Consider the following 16,261-nt stretch of genomic DNA (forward strand, 5'->3'; position numbering starts at 1 on the left):
TTTTGAAACTGCTGCGGCGAAGCAGTATTAACTAAGGAAGGGACGGCTATCATGACCATCAATTTACAGAAGCCGGATATCACAGAACTTAAACCACGCATTACCGTGTTCGGTGTCGGCGGTGGCGGCGGAAATGCTGTTAACAATATGATCACTGCTGGATTAGAAGGCGTTGACTTCGTTGTAGCAAATACCGATGCGCAAGCATTGACGATGTCAAAATCAGAACGCATCATTCAGCTTGGTGTTGCAGTGACTGAAGGCTTGGGCGCTGGCTCACAGCCAGAAATTGGTGCAGCTGCCGCAGAAGAATGTTTTGATGAGATCAATGATCACCTCAATGGTACGCATATGTGCTTTGTAACTGCCGGAATGGGTGGTGGTACCGGTACTGGTGCTGCACCAGTTGTAGCCAAAGCTGCTCGTCAAAAAGGTATCTTGACCGTTGGAGTTGTGACCAAACCATTTCATTTTGAAGGTCAGCGACGCATGCGTCTAGCTGATCAAGGGATTGATGAGCTTCAGAAAAATGTTGATACTCTGATCGTTATTCCAAACCAAAATCTATTCAGAATAGCCAATGAAAACACAACTTTCGCCGATGCGTTTTCGATGGCTGACCAAGTCCTTTATTCCGGTGTTGCTTGCATCACCGACTTGATGGTCAAAGAAGGACTAATTAACCTAGACTTTGCCGATGTTCGCTCTGTGATGCGCGAAATGGGCAAAGCCATGATGGGAACCGGTGAAGCTTCAGGTGAAGGTCGCGCAATGGCAGCGGCAGAAGCTGCGATTGCCAATCCGCTGCTTGATGAAACATCAATGCGCGGTGCGGGCGGTCTGTTGATCTCCATCACTGGTGGTAGAGATATGACGCTGTTTGAAGTTGATGAGGCTGCAACGCGCATTCGTGAGGAAGTCGATCAGGAAGCAAATATTATACTTGGTGCGACGTTTGATGAGTCACTTGAAGGTGTTATTCGGGTCTCTGTTGTTGCAACTGGTATTGATGTTACAGCCACGCAAATGGCGGGACGTCCGGAAACAGATATGCGTCCGGCAATGGCATCTATGCAAGCTCAAATGAATCAGTTGAAAACTGAGGCGAAAGAGCCTGCGCCTGTTGTTGCACCTGCTCCAACGGTTTCTGAGAAAACATCTGAAGCAAGTTCTTTGGATAGCATGCTATCCGATGCTGAGGCTAAAATTGAACGTGAGCTAGAAGTGGCCGCAAAACCAGCTGAAGAAATGCCGCGTAATCGTTTGTTCTCGCCTGAAGCTAAAACTGAAATGGCAATAGAGGCTGTAGCGAAAGTAGCTGAAACACCTTCTGTTTTACGTGCTCCTGAACCTGTAGCACCAACTCCTGTTGCTCCGGCACCAACAGTGGCTGCGCAAGTTTCAGAAGAAATGCCGATGGCTCCAACTCGCATGCCTCAAATAGAGGACTTTCCAGCAACTGTGAAGGCTGAGATGAATGAGAGAGCATCTGTAAGAACTGAACCAACTGAGGAAAAAGGTGCAAAAGGCTTGTTTAAGCGCATTAGCTCAAGTTTGGGAATGGGAGATGAAGATCTCGGTTCTGCGGCGCAACAGGCTGTTGAACAGGCTGCTCCTCAGCCTCGTCGTCCATTGACACAAGATCCAGCTCATTTGGCCGCAAAGTCAACTCAAATGGATGATCATGGTCGTGCAGCTCCAAAACCAGCGCCAATGACGGAAGACGAGCAACTCGAAATTCCTGCCTTTCTTAGAAGGCAAGTGAGATAGATTACTGAAATGATCAGTGAAATGACGCAACCGCTTACGAGCGGTTGCGTTTTGTTTTTAAAGCATAATTCGGAAATTCTGATGCAATGTTACAGTTGCGTTACAATTCGAAATAAAGCGTGATTTGGAAAGAATCGAAATAAGGCTTATTTTTAGCTTAAGGCAGGGGACGCCTTGGATATTGTAAGCGGCAACTCAGTGACAAGGTGTTTCGCTAAAAGCGCGTTGCGTTTAGGCTGAAGCGAGTGTGAATAAATGCAGAATGATTTGTATGAATTTCAGGCAACAATTGCAAAAACTGCAAAATTGTCTGGCGTAGGTGTACATTCTGGACAAAATGTAACCATTACTCTTAACCCAGCGGAAGCGAATACCGGTATTGTATTTCACCGTATTTGCGAAGGCGGTGAAGTTGTTACACTTCGCGCCGTTGCTTCTCAAATTGGCTCCACGGATTTTTGTACGTTATTAGGTGACGCTCCTGATCGCTCTGTGGCGACAGTTGAGCATTTGATGGCTGCTTTGTATGCAATGGGTATCGACAATGTTGTTGTCGAAATTGATGGCGGTGAAGTGCCTATTATGGATGGCAGTTCGGCGGTCTTTATTGATTTACTCGATGCAACAGGAACAATCTATCTTGATGAAAAACGCCGTTATATTCGAGTGAAGAAGCATGTTCGTGCAGAGATGGGCGGTTCTTGGGCAGAATTTGTCCCACATGAAGGAACACGATTTGAAATTGATATCGATTTTAATTCGGATGTTATTGGTCGTCAGTCATGGTGTGGTGAAGTAACATCAGATAGTTTTCGCAATGAGCTTGCGCGGGCCCGTACATTTGGCTTCATGAGAGACGTTGAGTTTTTATGGGCTTCCGGTCATGCATTGGGTTCATCATTAGAAAATTCTGTGGTTATAGGTGAAGATGACAACGTCATTAATATGGAAGGCCTTCGTTTTAAGGATGAATTTGCTCGTCATAAAACATTAGATGCCGTTGGTGATTTGGCGCTCGCCGGTGCTCAGTTCATTGGTTGTTATCGATCATATCGGGGGGGGCACAAGCTTAATTCCATCGCTTTACGTAAGCTCCTTGCTCAAACAGATGCTTATGAGATTGTTGAAACAACGCAATCGTACCGTAAGGGTGGATATGGTGAATTGGTTGCAGTAAATGCACCTGTTTTTTCACCTTGGACTATTTAAAACCCTCGTTACTAAAACAATATATAAAAACACTTTCAGGTGATAATCTAATTTTGCCACAAAAAAGCAATAATGCTGGCAGATGACAGCCTTGATGTATGGATTTTATTCGTAAAACCCGTTAGACATTGCTTTCAAGGTTTTAAGTCCTAGGGCGGAAAGAGGTCTTTTTGAATATGTTGTTTAAAGCCACGCTAAATCATTGCGTTGAAAAAGGCCGCGTTATTGGCATAATTACCATGTCTTTGTTGATGATGGCTTTAGCTGGATGTCAATCTGACCCAGATATAGACATTAATTCACTTGTTGATTCGGTTGAACCTGCTGATCTTTTATACAATCAAGCGTTAGCAAATTTGGATGCAGGTAAACTTAGAGAAGCTTCTAATAAGTTCGATAAGATTGATCAGCAGCACCCGTTTTCGGAATTTGCGCGCAAAGCATTGGTTCTCAATGCATTTACGAAGTACCGCTCTGGTCGCAATCAAGAGGCCATAACCGACGCGAAGCGTTTCTTAAATTTATATCCCAACGATCAAGACGCCGCATATGCTCAATACATCATTGGCCTCGCTTATTTCAGACAGATACCTGATGTTACGCGCGATCAGAGGGCTTCAAGCCGAGCAATTAACGCTATGCAGGAAGTTATAGATCGTTATCCTGATTCAGAATATGTGGATGATGCCCAGGCAAAACTGCGCAAGGCTCGCGATCAGTTAGCTGGAAAAGAAATGCAAATTGGGCGTTACTATCAGGAACGACGTGAATATGTTGCAGCAGTGAACCGATATAAAGTTGTTGTTCAGGAGTATGGTAACACGCGGCAAGTTGAGGAAGCGCTTTCCAGGTTGGTTGAAAGTTACTTCGCCCTTGGCCTTACAGGTGAAGCGCAAACAGCGGCTGCGGTACTTGGGCACAACTACCCGGATAGTGAATGGTATGCGGATTCATACAAATTATTGCAATCTGGTGGTCTTGAGCCGAGGGAAAACAGAGGTTCCTGGATATCTCGTGCTGCGCGACGTGCAGCCGGATTTAAAACCTAGTCGCCTGCAGGGGGACAAATGCTTGCACAGCTTTCGATCCGTGATATCGTTTTAATCGAACGGTTGGATTTATCATTTAACGAAGGTTTGTCTGTGTTAACGGGCGAGACTGGCGCAGGTAAATCTATATTGCTAGATAGTTTAGCTCTTGCTCTCGGCGGGCGCGGTGATGGAGATCTGGTTCGTCAGGGCTGCGATAAAGGGCAAATAGTTGCTGTATTTGATCTAGCGGCAAACCATCACGTACGTGATATTTTAAAGCAGAATGATATTGAAGATGAAGGTGATATCATCATCCGCAGAGTTCAATCAGCTGATGGTAGATCACGTGCTTTTATAAATGACCAACCTTGTAGTATTTCTCTGCTTCGCTCCATAGGGCCACATTTTGTTGAAATTCACGGACAGCACGATGATCGTGCTCTTATTGATGTTGATGCACACCGTCTGCTGCTTGATGCTTTTGCTGGCCTGGAGAAAGACTGTGAGGATGTTGCCAGCCTGTTTTCTTCCATGAAGGTGGCAGATAGGCAGCTAAAGGAGCACCGACAAAAAATTGAGACTGCCGCAAAGGAGGCAGACTGGCTTCGTGCGTCAGTCGATGAGTTAGAAGTGCTTTCTCCTCAGGATGGAGAAGAAGAAGAATTGGCCGAAAGCCGCAGTCATATGATGAAGGCTGAAAAAATAGTTTCTGATATCGCCGAGGCGCAGGACTCACTAAGCGGACATCATTCTCCCATACCATCATTAAACCAATTGCTCCGACGTTTGGAACGTAAAGCTGCTGAAGTGCCTGGAATGCTTGATGATACGATCGAGGCGCTTGGTCGCGCGCTGGATGGACTGTCGGATGCGCAAAACTCAGTTGATGCCGCATTACGAGACAGTGAGTTTAACCCCAAAGAGCTAGAAGATACAGAAGAACGGCTCTTTGCTTTGCGTGCAGCTAGCCGAAAGTATAATGTTCCGGTCGCAAATCTTGCAGAACTTGCATCAACAATGATTTCGGATCTTGCAGCGATTGATGCGGGAGAAGATAAACTTCACGAGCTGGAGCATAATGTTCAGCAGATACGTGCAGATTTTTTTGCTGCCAGCCGTAATCTCTCGGAAAAGCGTATCCACGCGTCACAAGCATTAACACAATCCGTTATGGCCGAATTGCCCGCGCTTAAGTTGGAGCGCGCGGAATTTATTGTCGATATTCAAACTAATGAAGAAATTGCTGGTGCCAACGGCATTGATCAGATTGAGTTTCATGTACGCACAAATCCCGGTACGCGAGCAGGCCCAATCATGAAAGTTGCTTCCGGCGGAGAATTATCTCGCTTTCTTCTCGCCATAAAAGTTGCTCTCGCAGATCGAGGGTCAGCCCCAACGCTTGTGTTTGATGAGATTGATACGGGTGTGGGGGGCGCAGTTGCTGATGCTATCGGAGCACGCTTGGAAACACTTTCTAAATCAATCCAAGTGCTTTCAGTTACCCATGCGCCGCAAGTTGCAGCGCGTGCCAAAACCCATTTGTTAATATCTAAATCCCAATCGAGCGAAGATAGTGTTCTTTTATCGACGAATGTAAGGGATATTGATTTGCAAGAACGCCAGGAAGAGATTGCGCGGATGTTGGCCGGCGCGACGGTTACAGACGAAGCGCGGGCAGCAGCGGCTAAACTTTTGTCAAATACTGGATAGAAAATGTCAGAGTCTGAGAACATAGATATCAACGATTTGACTGAGTTACAGGCAGCCAGTGAGCTTGAGCATTTAGCCAAGGCTATGGCGCATCATGATAAGCTTTATCACGCGAATGATGCACCAGAGATATCCGATGCCGAATATGATGCGCTAAAGCGACGAAATCTTGAAATTGAGTTGAAATTCCCTCAACTTAAACGGGCGGATTCACCATCTGAAAAAATTGGCGCACCGGTCGCTCAGGGATTTTCTAAAATCCAGCATCAAATTGCTATGTTGTCATTAGATAACGCATTTAATGATCAGGATGTAAAAGATTTTGCTGCTCGAATCCGTAGGTTTTTGTCACTCACATCATCAGATGTCATTGCATTAACGGCCGAACCTAAAATTGATGGTCTTTCGCTGTCTTTACGATATGAAAACGGGCACCTTGTTTCTGCTGCAACGCGTGGTAATGGTGCTGTAGGTGAAAATGTAACTGCAAACGTTTTGACAATGCAGGATATACCAAGGGAATTACCTGATGATGTTCCCAATGTCGTTGAGGTTCGTGGGGAGGTATACATGCGCCGCGATGATTTTGCGGCGTTGAATGAGCGGCAATTGGAGCGTGGCAAGCAGACATATGTTAATCCACGTAATACAGCTGCGGGTTCGTTAAGGCAGTTGGATTCTAAGATAACCGCGTCTCGACCGCTTAAGTTTTTTGCGTATGCTTGGGGCGAAATTAAACCTGAAACTCCTGCGACAACCCAGATGGAGATGGTTGAGAAATTTGCGGAATGGGGTTTCTCCGTTAATCCGCTGATGAGGCGGTTTGATAATGTCGATGATCTTATCAATCACTATCATTTCATTGAGCAAGAGCGCGCAAAGTTGCCCTATGATATTGACGGTGTCGTTTATAAGGTGAATGATTTAGCCCTTCAGCAGAGATTGGGTTTCATATCTCGTAGCCCTAGGTGGGCAATTGCGCACAAATTTCCGGCAGAAAAAGCGCAAACTCTTTTGAATGATATCGAAATTCAAGTCGGTCGAACGGGTGCGCTGACGCCGGTTGCAAGGCTTGAGCCTATTACCGTTGGCGGCGTTGTGGTAACAAATGCAACTTTGCACAATGCGGAAGAGATTGAGCGCTTAGGTGTACGTGTCGGTGACACGGTTAAAATTGAACGTGCTGGTGATGTGATACCAAAGGTGCTTGAAGTCATATCTTCAGTTGAAGGGGCCAAGGACTTTATTTTCCCAACAGTCTGCCCGTGTGAGTTGAAAACTGAAGTTGTTCAGGAAGAAACAGCAAGTGGTGAGAAGGGGGTTATTCGTCGATGTTCTGGTGAATTCGCCTGTCCATTTCAGCGCAAAGAGCACCTCAAGCATTTTGTATCGCGCAAAGCTTTCGATATTGATGGTCTGGGCGAGAAGCAAATTGAGTATTTCTATGATGATGATGCTCTTCCGATTAGAGCACCTGCCGATATATTCACGCTAGCCGAGCGGGATGCAAAGGGTTTGACCAAAATCAAAAACCGAGATGGTTATGGTGAACTTTCTGCGCAGAAACTTTTTACTGCCATTGAGTTGAAGCGTCAAATCCCATTAGAGAAACTGATTTATGCTTTGGGTGTGCGCCATGTTGGCGAGGCAACAGCAAAAACACTCGCACGAGCTTACCTAACCTGGTCTGATTTTAATTCAGCGGTTTCATCTATTGCAAATGGAGATGAGACGCTTGTTCAAGAGTTCATTGCGCTTGATGATATTGGCCCTGCTGTCATCAATGCTCTTCGGCAGTTTTTTCTTGAGCCTAAAAACCGTAAAATGGTAGATGATCTTGTTGCTCAACTTGATATTATTGACGCGGAAGCGCCTTCTGGGGATAGCGTTATATCTGGCCAAACCGTTGTGTTTACGGGTAAACTCGAGCGAATGTCGCGCGATGAGGCGAAGGCAATGGCTGAACGTATGGGCGCAAAGGTAGCGGGTTCCATATCCAAGAAAACAGATTTGCTTATTGCTGGTCCCGGAGCCGGATCAAAACTCAAGAAGGCAACGGACTTTGGTATCAAAACGATTACTGAGGACGAATGGTTTGAGCTTGTGGAAGCTAATTAGTAGTCAATCATCGATCCATCCCAGGCAAATATCTTACCGCTGTCTCGAAGTTCAAGATTATCAATCACGTTGATAAGGCGTTCAGCTGCGTATTCAGGTGTAAATAATTTATCATCTGATACGAATGTTTGAAAGGGTTTGGAGAGGGAACTATCCACGGTTCCTGGATGCAGGCCAACTATAATTGTTTGTTTAAAGCGTCGTGATGCTTCGATGCTGAGGTTTTTCAACGTCATGTTCAGGGCTGCTTTTGAGGCTCTATATGCATACCATCCGCCCAAGCGGTTGTCTGATATGCTGCCAATGCGCGCGGAGATGCAGGAGAAAACACTTTGGTGTTCTTTTGACATTAAAGGCAGGAAGTGTTTGGCAACTAAGGCTGGACCAATTGTGTTGGCCATAAAATTTTTGATGAAGTTTTGATGAGACAGATCCTGAATTGATTTTTCAGGTGTTGTGTCTTCGTTGTGCAGGAAACCAGTTGCAATTATGACTAGGTCTAGCGGATTATCTTTACCGATTATTTTAGCGGCGTTGTGAATGCTATCTTCATTTTTATAATCTAGCACTGCAGAGACTATCTTTTTAGATTGAAACATTTTGCCTTGGCGCGAACATGCGTAAATGCGCTCAATAGATTGATCCAAAACTAATCGTTCAGTTATTGCCTGACCTATCGCGCCTGACGAGCCAATGATTGCTATATTTCGGTTTTGATGTCTCATATTCTTATTACGCATTAAATATGGTTCTGGTTTGACATAATAACGTGAGGTAGACTCATAGCGCTAGAAGCGATTCTGCTTGTTTACTCGGTGATTATTTGTCTAACTCTTCTCAATTTTTAACAGGTTTAAAAGAAGGCTTTCCTGTCGTTGTGGCAGCAGCTCCCTTTGGCTTGCTTTTCGGAGCTCTTGCTTCGGATAATGGGCTTTCTGCGCTTGAGGCTGTGTCAATGAGTGCCTTCGTTTTTGCCGGTGCCAGTCAGATGGTTGGTATAGAACTGTTTGGGCAATCCATTGCACCTTGGATAATCGTTTTTTCTATTTTTGCAGTTAACTTTCGTCATGTTCTTTATTCGGCTACGTTAGGTCGGTTTCTTCATAATATGACCTTTACACAGAAGTATGTTTCCTTATTTTTTATGACGGATCCGCAGTTTGCTATGGCTGAGCAAAAGGGGCAGGTGGAGGGCGCTGTACCATTTTGGTGGTATATAGGGGTTGCTATGCCGCTATATGTATTCTGGATTATAGAAGCATGGATCGGTGTGTTGTTCGGCCGTTTGATTGAAAATCCGCATGCACTTGGAATAACCTTTCTTTTATCTGTCTATTTCTTCGCTCTCCTTATGACATTTCGTAAGCGCTCTAAATTTCTGCCAATTGTTTTGATTAGCGGATTAAGCTCGGCTGCGACATATCATTTTATTGGGTCGCCTTGGCATGTTTCAGTGGGCGCGCTTTTCGGAGTTTTGGTCGCTTTTTTCTGGCCTATTAATATAGATCAGAGTGAGGTTGAATGATGGAGCACGAGTTTCTTTTCTCGACCAACTTTTGGATTATCATTTTTGCAGCGATCGTAACCTATCTTACGCGTATAGGCGGGCATATCATCTTGTCACGATTTGATACTATCCACCCGCGTGCTGAAGCAGGACTTAACGCTGTTCCTATTGCTGTTATAACAGCAATAGTCATACCTTCACTTGTAACAGGAGGCTGGGCAGAAACCATTACGCTTCTCATCGCAGGGCTTGCAAGCTTACGATTCTCGTTGTTACAGGTATTCTTTATTGGGTGGGTATCAATTGTTTTTCTAAGAGCGCTGGGCCTTTAATGAATTTTAGCTGTAGCTGACTTTAGCCATTCTAATGTTTTATTATCTTCAATGAGTGGGGATAGTTCATCATATACCGTTTGATGATAGCTGTTTAACCACTCCAATTCATCCGAACTCAACAGATTTGGTAAAATTAGATTGCGGTCAATCGGGCAAAGAGTAAGTGTATTGAAGCCAAGCATAGCTATCTCGCCACCGTCAATATCCTGAGGTGCATCGACCGTAACTAGGTTCTCAATGCGTATGCCAAAAGCATCATCACGGTAGTAGCCAGGTTCGTTTGATACAATCATGCCTGTTTCAAGCTCTACCATTGATCGCTTGGAGATTGATTGTGGACCTTCGTGGACAGATAGATAGCTGCCAACACCATGGCCTGTTCCGTGAGCATAATCCACACCAGCTTTCCAAAGAGCTATGCGCGCAAAAGCGTCGATATCAACACCACGTGTGCCTTTAGGGAATTTTAGAAGCGAAATATTGATCATACCCTTCAGTACAAGCGTAAAGAAGCGCTTTTGCTCTTCTGGTACGTCTCCGAACCCGATTGTCCTTGTGATATCTGTTGTACCGGCTTCATATTGACCACCGGAATCAATCAGCATCATTTCACCACTTTTGAGTTGTCGATTGCTAGTCTCATCCACACGATAGTGAATGATTGCTGCATGGGGGCCTGAACCGGAAATAGTATCAAATGAAATTTCTCTGAGCGGCATTTGAAATTTCTGACCTATTTCTTCTCTTGTATTTTCAAGTTTTGTTGCGACCTTAATTTCATCGAGTTGTTCTGGGGTTTGAGCATCCAGCCAGGCTAGGAAGTATACAAGTGCCGCGCCATCTACTTTGTGTGCTTCGATGGCTCCATCAATTTCTGCTTTGTTTTTGATGGCACGAGGTTTTAATGCGGGGTCTGATTTATTTATGACCTTGCAGCCGCTACCAGTAAGTATCGTTGATATGGCGTGTGAAGAAATCTGTTGGTCAAGCAGAACATGAGCATTGTCTTTGCCCAGATGTTTGAGAGCTATTTCAAACTCATCGATTGGATGGATTTCTGCAAGCTGAGTTAAATAGGCTTCGGTCTGCATATCTAATTTTTTTGCATCAATGAATATTTTACATTCAGAATCCTTATATATGATCGCGCGAGACAGGGTGAGGGGCGTATGGGCGACATCTTGCCCTCGGATATTAAAAATCCAGCATACAGATAGTGGATCAGCGATAATAACGGCATCTGATTCTTTTGTTTTTAAATCTGAACGAATTGTCGCGATTTTATCCTTCGCCAATTGCCCTGAATATTTTTCTGGTTGAATTGATATTTTTGCAGAAGGTTCCTCTGGCTTATTACTCCAAATTTGATCCACGGGGTTTGAGCTTAGAGTTACGATTTCACCTTGGGTGGCGTTTAATGCTTTTTCGAGGTTTTTAATGCTCGAACCTGGAAGCGTCCAAGGATCAAGCCCTAATCTTAAACCTGACGTATTTGTTTCAATCCATTTAGATGGTGGATTTGTTATCAGGTCCTCAATTGAAAATATGTCCAGATCACATTGTTTGCTGACTTGAGATGTATACCGTCCGTCTGTGAAGATTATCGCCTTGTCTCGCAATATAAGTGTTGTTCCTGCAGAGCCGGTAAAGCTGGTGAGCCATGCTAGTCGTTCCGCACAGGTAGGCACATATTCTCCCAGATATTCATCGCTGCGCGGAACTAGGATGGCATCGACATCCAGTTCATCAAATAGGTTGCGGAGTTTTACGACACGCGCTGATGCTGTTTCTGGTTTGGAGACGGTAACAAATTTCTGAAACATGAATATTCCTTAGGCGATGAAAAAGCTCATAGACTCATTCAAAAGTTTTCTTATGGCCCAACTTACCTACCTATGTTCTCTATGCATAGCTCTATTGACGAGATAGCGCTCCAAATATTTTCATTATGCACTATATTGAATTTGTAAGCAGTGGTTAGCAAAATCCACACAAAGGAAAAGATAAAATGGCAAATTCAATATTCAAATCTGCATTCGAAAGCATGATCTCAGCACGTGAACGTCAAGTTCGTCGCTATGTCAATGGTACTCTAATCGGACTTGATGATGACACATTGAAGTCTATTGGCCGTACACGTGATCAAATCCGTAAAGAAGGCTATCAGCCTTACGGTGTATAAGGCAAATCAATCTGATTTGACAATGTATGATGAGCGGTCCTTTCGGGCCGCTTTTTATTTGAGCACGATGGTTACCCAACCATTTCGCCAGATCGTTTTTTGATGATAAAGGCCTTGGTTATTGTAGGCGGACAAAACCTTCCATCGCTGCTCGGCAAGTATTCCCGACAAAATGACTGTACCGCCTGTTTGAAGATTTTTTGCGATCTTGGGTGCCATTTTCATAAGAGGCCGTGCCAATATATTGGCAATGATCAACCCGAATGGTCCTCTTTCGTTAAAAACTTTTGATGCAAACCCATTGACCGTGGCAAATTCGATGTAATTTGCAGCCTCGTTTAAAACGGCATTTTCCTCGGCAATTTTAGTGGCAATCGGATCTATGTCAGTCGCCAAAACATAAGTACGGGCTAATTTAGCTGCGGCAATAGCCAATACGCCAGACCCTGTGCCTAGATCTAAAATTGGTGCAGTGCTACGCAAATTTGTATGCGATGTTTTGCTGACATGCTCGATCATCTCCAAACAACCCGCTGTTGTTCCATGATGGCCTGTACCAAATGCCTGCGCTGCGTTAATTTCAACAGGAATATGATGTGGCTGAACGGAGTTTCGATCATGTGATCCATGCACAATGAAACGTCCGGAAGTGACCGGTTTTAAACCTTTGAGCGTGTGCGTAACCCAGTCAATATCTGGTAGTACTTCATGCGAGATATCTAAAGTAAGCGAGTTTTGAGCAAAGATCTCGTTAAGGCGTTCAATCGTGGTTTGTGCATCTTCGGGATTTACATAAACGGACGCTTCCCAGATTTTGTTGACTTCATCAATTTCTGTCGTTGATGAAGCAAAACCATCTTCTTCAAACGTTACTTCAAATAAATCTGATAGAAGGTCGGACGTTTTTTCGTCAGTCGTTACATAAAGCCTGGTTTGGGTCATATTGTGCCTGAATGAGTGAAAGTGATTTGCAAATTGCATCTGCGTCATTGAAGTTCACAAACCCATAGACCACTAGCTGCCGCTGATCAAATTTTTAAGCTTCTGAATTGCAGTTTCCGGGTTTTCTCCATATGCAATCGTACCTTTAAAGCGCCCACCATCCTTTAGGAGGAATATTGAGGCCGTGTGATCCATCGTATAATCACCATTTGGTTCGTTTGCATCCAATGGAATTTTTTTGAAGTATATGTTGAAGCCTTTGAGCATTTTCGAAATTTTTTCCGGCGCACCAGTTATACCAGTCACGCGTTTGGTTACATTACCTACGTAAAGATCCAAAATCTCGGCGGTATCTTTTTCAGGGTCAACAGATACAAAATATGCGGAGATTTTATCACCATTTGGATCGACTTGCTCGAGCCACGAATCAAGTTCGTATAGTGTGGTAGGGCAAATTTCCGGACAATGTGTAAAGCCAAAAAATACAGCGGTAGGCTTTTCTCGAAACGCTGCTTCAGTGATTTCGTTGTTTTTTTGATCGATGAGCTGAAAAGTAACTCCATAGGGTTCATTATTTGTTGTTGTTTCTTTTTGCCATCCGAAGCTTATCACTCCCAGAGTTACAACAACTGCTATTGTTACTGACCACAATATAATTCGAAATATTTTCATTCTATTCTCCATGCTCAGCATTAGGCATAAGTATTCTGGCTGAAAAACGCCCTAGGGCAAAGTGCCCCAGTAGATCACTTAATAGTGAGGCGTCGCTTAAATGTTGACGTGAGCGCAGATCCTGTCAGGAATACGGCTTGAAAATTATTGTTGTTATAAAAACAAAGGTGAATGATTTGCAATCGCTACCTATACTCTATTCTTTCAGACGGTGCCCATATGCTATGCGTGCGCGGTTAGCGTTGTATTCCAGCGGGCGAAGCGTTGAATTGCGTGAGATTATATTGCGAGAAAAACCTCCATCAATGTTGCAAGCATCACCTAAGGGTACCGTTCCTGTTTTGATTCTAACAGATGGTCAAGTTGTGGATGAGAGCCTTGACATCGTGCTGTATGCTCTGGGCCAGTCAGACCCGATGAATTTATTGATGCCAGAACAAGGCACATTGGATGATGCCATGTCGTTAATTGCAGAAAATGACGGACCGTTTAAATCAGAATTGGATCATTACAAATATTCAAATCGTTATGAGAGCGTTGATAAAGAGACATCTCGCCAGAACGCTAGCGATTTTTTATTCAAACTCAATGATCATCTATCTGAGAACGGGCCGTTTCTAATGGGATCAAAATTCTCTATTGCTGATTTGGCTATCTTCCCTTTTGTAAGGCAGTTTGCCAATGTAGACTTTGATTGGTTTGAAGCCCAAAAGTGGACAAAACTGATTTCTGCCCTCGATCAATTTGTTAGCTCTCCATTGTTTTTGTCGGTGATGACTAAATATCCTTTGTGGAAGGAAGGAGATGCGATCACGGTTTTCGGTCAGAATAATAATATGAGTGAATGATATGCAGCAGGTACTTACCATTGAAACGCGCGGGCAGGCTCTTTACGAATTTACAGGTGATGCAAAGAACTTTGTTAAAAAACAGGAAGTGGAAACTGGATTATTAACATTGTTTGTTCGCCACACCTCCTGCTCGTTACTTATTCAAGAAAATGCTGATCCTGAGGTCCAGGTGGATATGAAAGAGTTTTTCTCTCGCCTTGTGCCCAGCAGTGATCATCCGAGTATGTCGTGGATAACTCATACATATGAAGGGCCGGATGATATGCCCGCGCATATCAAATCTGCATTGTTGCCGGTTTCGCTTTCGATTCCTATCATTAATGGTTCGCTTGGTCTTGGGACATGGCAGGGGATTTATTTGTTTGAGCATAGAAATATGCCGCATAGAAGAAATGTGATTTTACATATTTTATGAATGTAAATCGCTGACTTTTCTGAACCGAATATGAACAGGTAGTTCCGTTTGGGTTCAGAAGCAAAAGGTTAATTTGGCCTCATATTGAAACACATGGAGGTCGTCATGCAATCTAAACTTAAATCATCAATAGCTGTTCTCTTAATAGCTGCAACAACATCGCTTGCAGGCGCAACCGTTGCTTCAGCTGGAAATTTTGGATTTGAATTACATTTCGGTGGTCATCATTCATCACCGCAATTCCGCTACTACAACACACAGCCTAGATATCATAAATACAAACATCACAGCAGAAAACGTTGTCGTCCGCGCAAAGCACTAAAGAAGGCGCGTCATAAATACGGAGTTCGCCATAGTGAAATCACACGTGTAAATAAGCGTAAGGTGGTTGTTAGGGGATATAATTATGGACACCCAGTCAAATTGGTGTTCGCTAATCGGAAGGGTTGTCCATTAATTGCATATCGTTAAGTTTATATGCTTTACAAGCCTCTGGGATGATCTCCCAGAGGTGTTTTCTTACTATTGTTCAATTTCAAATGTCACATTTACCGTTATACGATAGGCGTTTTCGCCACCAGCAATTGGTACCGGTGCGCTATCCGCCATTTTTGCCATTGCCATTTCGGCACGCATAATTGGTTGTGGCTCAGCATGAAATGAGTTCTCGTTTATTTGTTTGATGTTCCCGATATCTACGCCAACAGCTTTTGTTAGCACCTCTGCTTTCCTAAGCGCATTCTTCATTGCCATGGCGCGGGCTTGCATCTGCAATTCTGCAATATCTGAATTTCCAAAGATGATATTACCACCTTGGTTTACGCCGAGCGTAATTGATTGATCTAAAATCTCACCCACTTTGTCTAGATCAAGAATTCGGACCGTCAGAGAGTTTGAGACTTGATACCCAACGATCTTAGGTGTTTGTTGAACTCCATCTCTATGTTTTGGATATATATAGCGTGGATTGATAGAAAAATTTGAAGTTTGAAGGTCCTTATCTTCAATTCCGAATTGTTTCATTGCATTCAGTATATCTGACATTGCTTGAGTATTGTTTTGCAATGCTTCTTTCGCAGTTTCGGCTTCGCGTAAAACAGTTAGGTTTATTGTCGCCATATCAGGAGCTGTTTTCACTGTGCCAACGCCTGTGACGCTAATAAGGCCGACTTCATCTTTTTTCTCATCAGCATAAACGGGTGAGGCGACGATTAGGCCGGCCAGCAGTGCTGTCGCGAGAAAGGTTGTGTTTTGCTTCGTCATGAAATGCTCCGTTTTCCTTGCGTTTAATTACACAATTGGCAGTAGAATGTGAACGGAATAGGGCGAAGTTTTTGGAAGATCGCATTTTTGGACTAGACGAATGAACAAACGTGCGGCATAAGCGGTTTTCATCACTACCTTAAAAGGTAAAAGGTGGGGCCTGTAGCTCAGTTGGTTAGAGCCGGCGGCTCATAACCGCTTGGTCGGGGGTTCGAATCCCTCCGGGCCCACCACTCCTTTTGATATTAAGGTAATG

At 44.0% G+C, this 16,261-nt stretch carries 16 protein-coding genes and 1 tRNA gene; 12 read left to right on the forward strand and 5 right to left on the reverse strand.

What is annotated here, in order from left to right; all coding sequences use genetic code 11:
- Positions 1 to 51: 51 nt before the first annotated feature.
- The 5 genes from ftsZ to ligA all read left to right on the forward strand — a co-directional run bounded on the left by ftsZ (position 52) and on the right by ligA (position 7,838).
- Positions 52 to 1,770, forward strand: coding sequence for a cell division protein FtsZ (gene ftsZ, locus AB2J24_RS01525; RefSeq protein ID WP_367384181.1), 1,719 nt, complete (start codon positions 52 to 54; stop codon positions 1,768 to 1,770).
- A 255-nt stretch (positions 1,771 to 2,025) separates the two neighbouring features.
- Positions 2,026 to 2,979 carry a UDP-3-O-acyl-N-acetylglucosamine deacetylase gene (gene lpxC / locus AB2J24_RS01530; RefSeq protein ID WP_162652630.1) on the forward strand — a complete coding sequence of 318 codons (954 nt, stop codon included), beginning with the start codon at positions 2,026 to 2,028 and terminating at the stop codon, positions 2,977 to 2,979.
- A gap of 176 nt (positions 2,980 to 3,155) precedes the next feature.
- On the forward strand, positions 3,156 to 4,028 hold the full coding sequence (locus tag AB2J24_RS01535; protein ID WP_420883609.1) for an outer membrane protein assembly factor BamD: 873 nt from the start codon (positions 3,156 to 3,158) through the stop codon (positions 4,026 to 4,028).
- Between the two features lie 18 nt (positions 4,029 to 4,046).
- A complete protein-coding gene (recN, locus tag AB2J24_RS01540) occupies positions 4,047 to 5,720 on the forward strand; it encodes a DNA repair protein RecN (RefSeq protein WP_367384182.1) in 1,674 nt (557 codons plus the stop codon).
- Between the two features lie 3 nt (positions 5,721 to 5,723).
- Positions 5,724 to 7,838, forward strand: a complete 2,115-nt coding sequence (gene ligA, locus AB2J24_RS01545; RefSeq protein WP_367384183.1) for an NAD-dependent DNA ligase LigA — start codon at positions 5,724 to 5,726, stop codon at positions 7,836 to 7,838.
- Here ligA and AB2J24_RS01550 read toward each other — a convergent pair.
- Positions 7,835 to 8,563: an SDR family NAD(P)-dependent oxidoreductase gene (locus tag AB2J24_RS01550; RefSeq protein WP_367384184.1), complete on the reverse strand. Its 729-nt coding sequence runs from the start codon at positions 8,561 to 8,563 to the stop codon at positions 7,835 to 7,837. The two genes, ligA and AB2J24_RS01550, sit on opposite strands and share 4 nt — an antisense overlap.
- Before the next feature lie 98 nt (positions 8,564 to 8,661).
- Here AB2J24_RS01550 and AB2J24_RS01555 point away from each other — a divergent pair, with 98 nt between their 5' ends.
- Positions 8,662 to 9,363, forward strand: coding sequence for an AzlC family ABC transporter permease (locus AB2J24_RS01555; RefSeq protein ID WP_162652626.1), 702 nt, complete (start codon positions 8,662 to 8,664; stop codon positions 9,361 to 9,363).
- Entirely contained in the window at positions 9,360 to 9,677 is a 318-nt protein-coding gene (locus tag AB2J24_RS01560; RefSeq protein ID WP_420883603.1) for an AzlD family protein, read from the forward strand. The genes AB2J24_RS01555 and AB2J24_RS01560 overlap by 4 nt, the downstream gene beginning before the upstream one ends.
- Here the strand turns inward: AB2J24_RS01560 and AB2J24_RS01565 are convergent.
- Positions 9,674 to 11,503 (reverse strand): aminopeptidase P family protein, encoded by a 1,830-nt coding sequence (locus AB2J24_RS01565; RefSeq protein ID WP_367384185.1) that lies wholly within the window; start codon positions 11,501 to 11,503, stop codon positions 9,674 to 9,676. The two genes, AB2J24_RS01560 and AB2J24_RS01565, sit on opposite strands and share 4 nt — an antisense overlap.
- A 185-nt stretch (positions 11,504 to 11,688) precedes the next feature.
- On the opposite strand from AB2J24_RS01565, the gene AB2J24_RS01570 reads away from it, so the two are divergent.
- Positions 11,689 to 11,862 carry a hypothetical protein gene (locus tag AB2J24_RS01570; protein WP_174244218.1) on the forward strand — a complete coding sequence of 58 codons (174 nt, stop codon included), beginning with the start codon at positions 11,689 to 11,691 and terminating at the stop codon, positions 11,860 to 11,862.
- 54 nt (positions 11,863 to 11,916) lie between these two features.
- Here the strand turns inward: AB2J24_RS01570 and AB2J24_RS01575 are convergent, their stop codons facing one another.
- Together AB2J24_RS01575 and AB2J24_RS01580 are read right to left on the reverse strand one after the other, a co-directional pair.
- On the reverse strand, positions 11,917 to 12,804 hold the full coding sequence (locus AB2J24_RS01575) for a 50S ribosomal protein L11 methyltransferase (protein ID WP_367384501.1): 888 nt from the start codon (positions 12,802 to 12,804) through the stop codon (positions 11,917 to 11,919).
- A gap of 72 nt (positions 12,805 to 12,876) precedes the next feature.
- A complete protein-coding gene (locus AB2J24_RS01580; RefSeq protein ID WP_367384186.1) occupies positions 12,877 to 13,476 on the reverse strand; it encodes an SCO family protein in 600 nt (199 codons plus the stop codon).
- 137 nt (positions 13,477 to 13,613) lie between these two features.
- Here AB2J24_RS01580 and AB2J24_RS01585 point away from each other — a divergent pair, with 137 nt between their 5' ends.
- The 3 genes from AB2J24_RS01585 (at position 13,614) to AB2J24_RS01595 (ending at position 15,213) form a co-directional block, all read left to right on the forward strand.
- Positions 13,614 to 14,324 (forward strand): glutathione S-transferase, encoded by a 711-nt coding sequence (locus AB2J24_RS01585; protein WP_367384187.1) that lies wholly within the window; start codon positions 13,614 to 13,616, stop codon positions 14,322 to 14,324.
- A 1-nt stretch (position 14,325) separates the two neighbouring features.
- Positions 14,326 to 14,742 (forward strand): secondary thiamine-phosphate synthase enzyme YjbQ, encoded by a 417-nt coding sequence (locus AB2J24_RS01590; RefSeq protein ID WP_367384502.1) that lies wholly within the window; start codon positions 14,326 to 14,328, stop codon positions 14,740 to 14,742.
- 105 nt (positions 14,743 to 14,847) lie between these two features.
- Entirely contained in the window at positions 14,848 to 15,213 is a 366-nt protein-coding gene (locus AB2J24_RS01595; protein ID WP_162652622.1) for a hypothetical protein, read from the forward strand.
- Between the two features lie 51 nt (positions 15,214 to 15,264).
- Here AB2J24_RS01595 and AB2J24_RS01600 read toward each other — a convergent pair whose 3' ends face one another.
- The gene (locus AB2J24_RS01600) at positions 15,265 to 16,005 is read right to left on the reverse strand and encodes an SIMPL domain-containing protein (RefSeq protein WP_367384188.1); all 741 of its coding nucleotides are present in this window, start codon (positions 16,003 to 16,005) and stop codon (positions 15,265 to 15,267) included.
- 156 nt (positions 16,006 to 16,161) lie between these two features.
- Here AB2J24_RS01600 and AB2J24_RS01605 point away from each other — a divergent pair.
- Positions 16,162 to 16,238: transfer RNA gene (locus AB2J24_RS01605), tRNA-Ile, on the forward strand.
- Positions 16,239 to 16,261 lie beyond the last annotated feature (23 nt).

This window comes from Lentilitoribacter sp. EG35 (assembly GCF_040784015.1).
In the GTDB taxonomy this organism is placed as follows: Bacteria; Pseudomonadota; Alphaproteobacteria; order Rhizobiales; family Rhizobiaceae; genus Lentilitoribacter.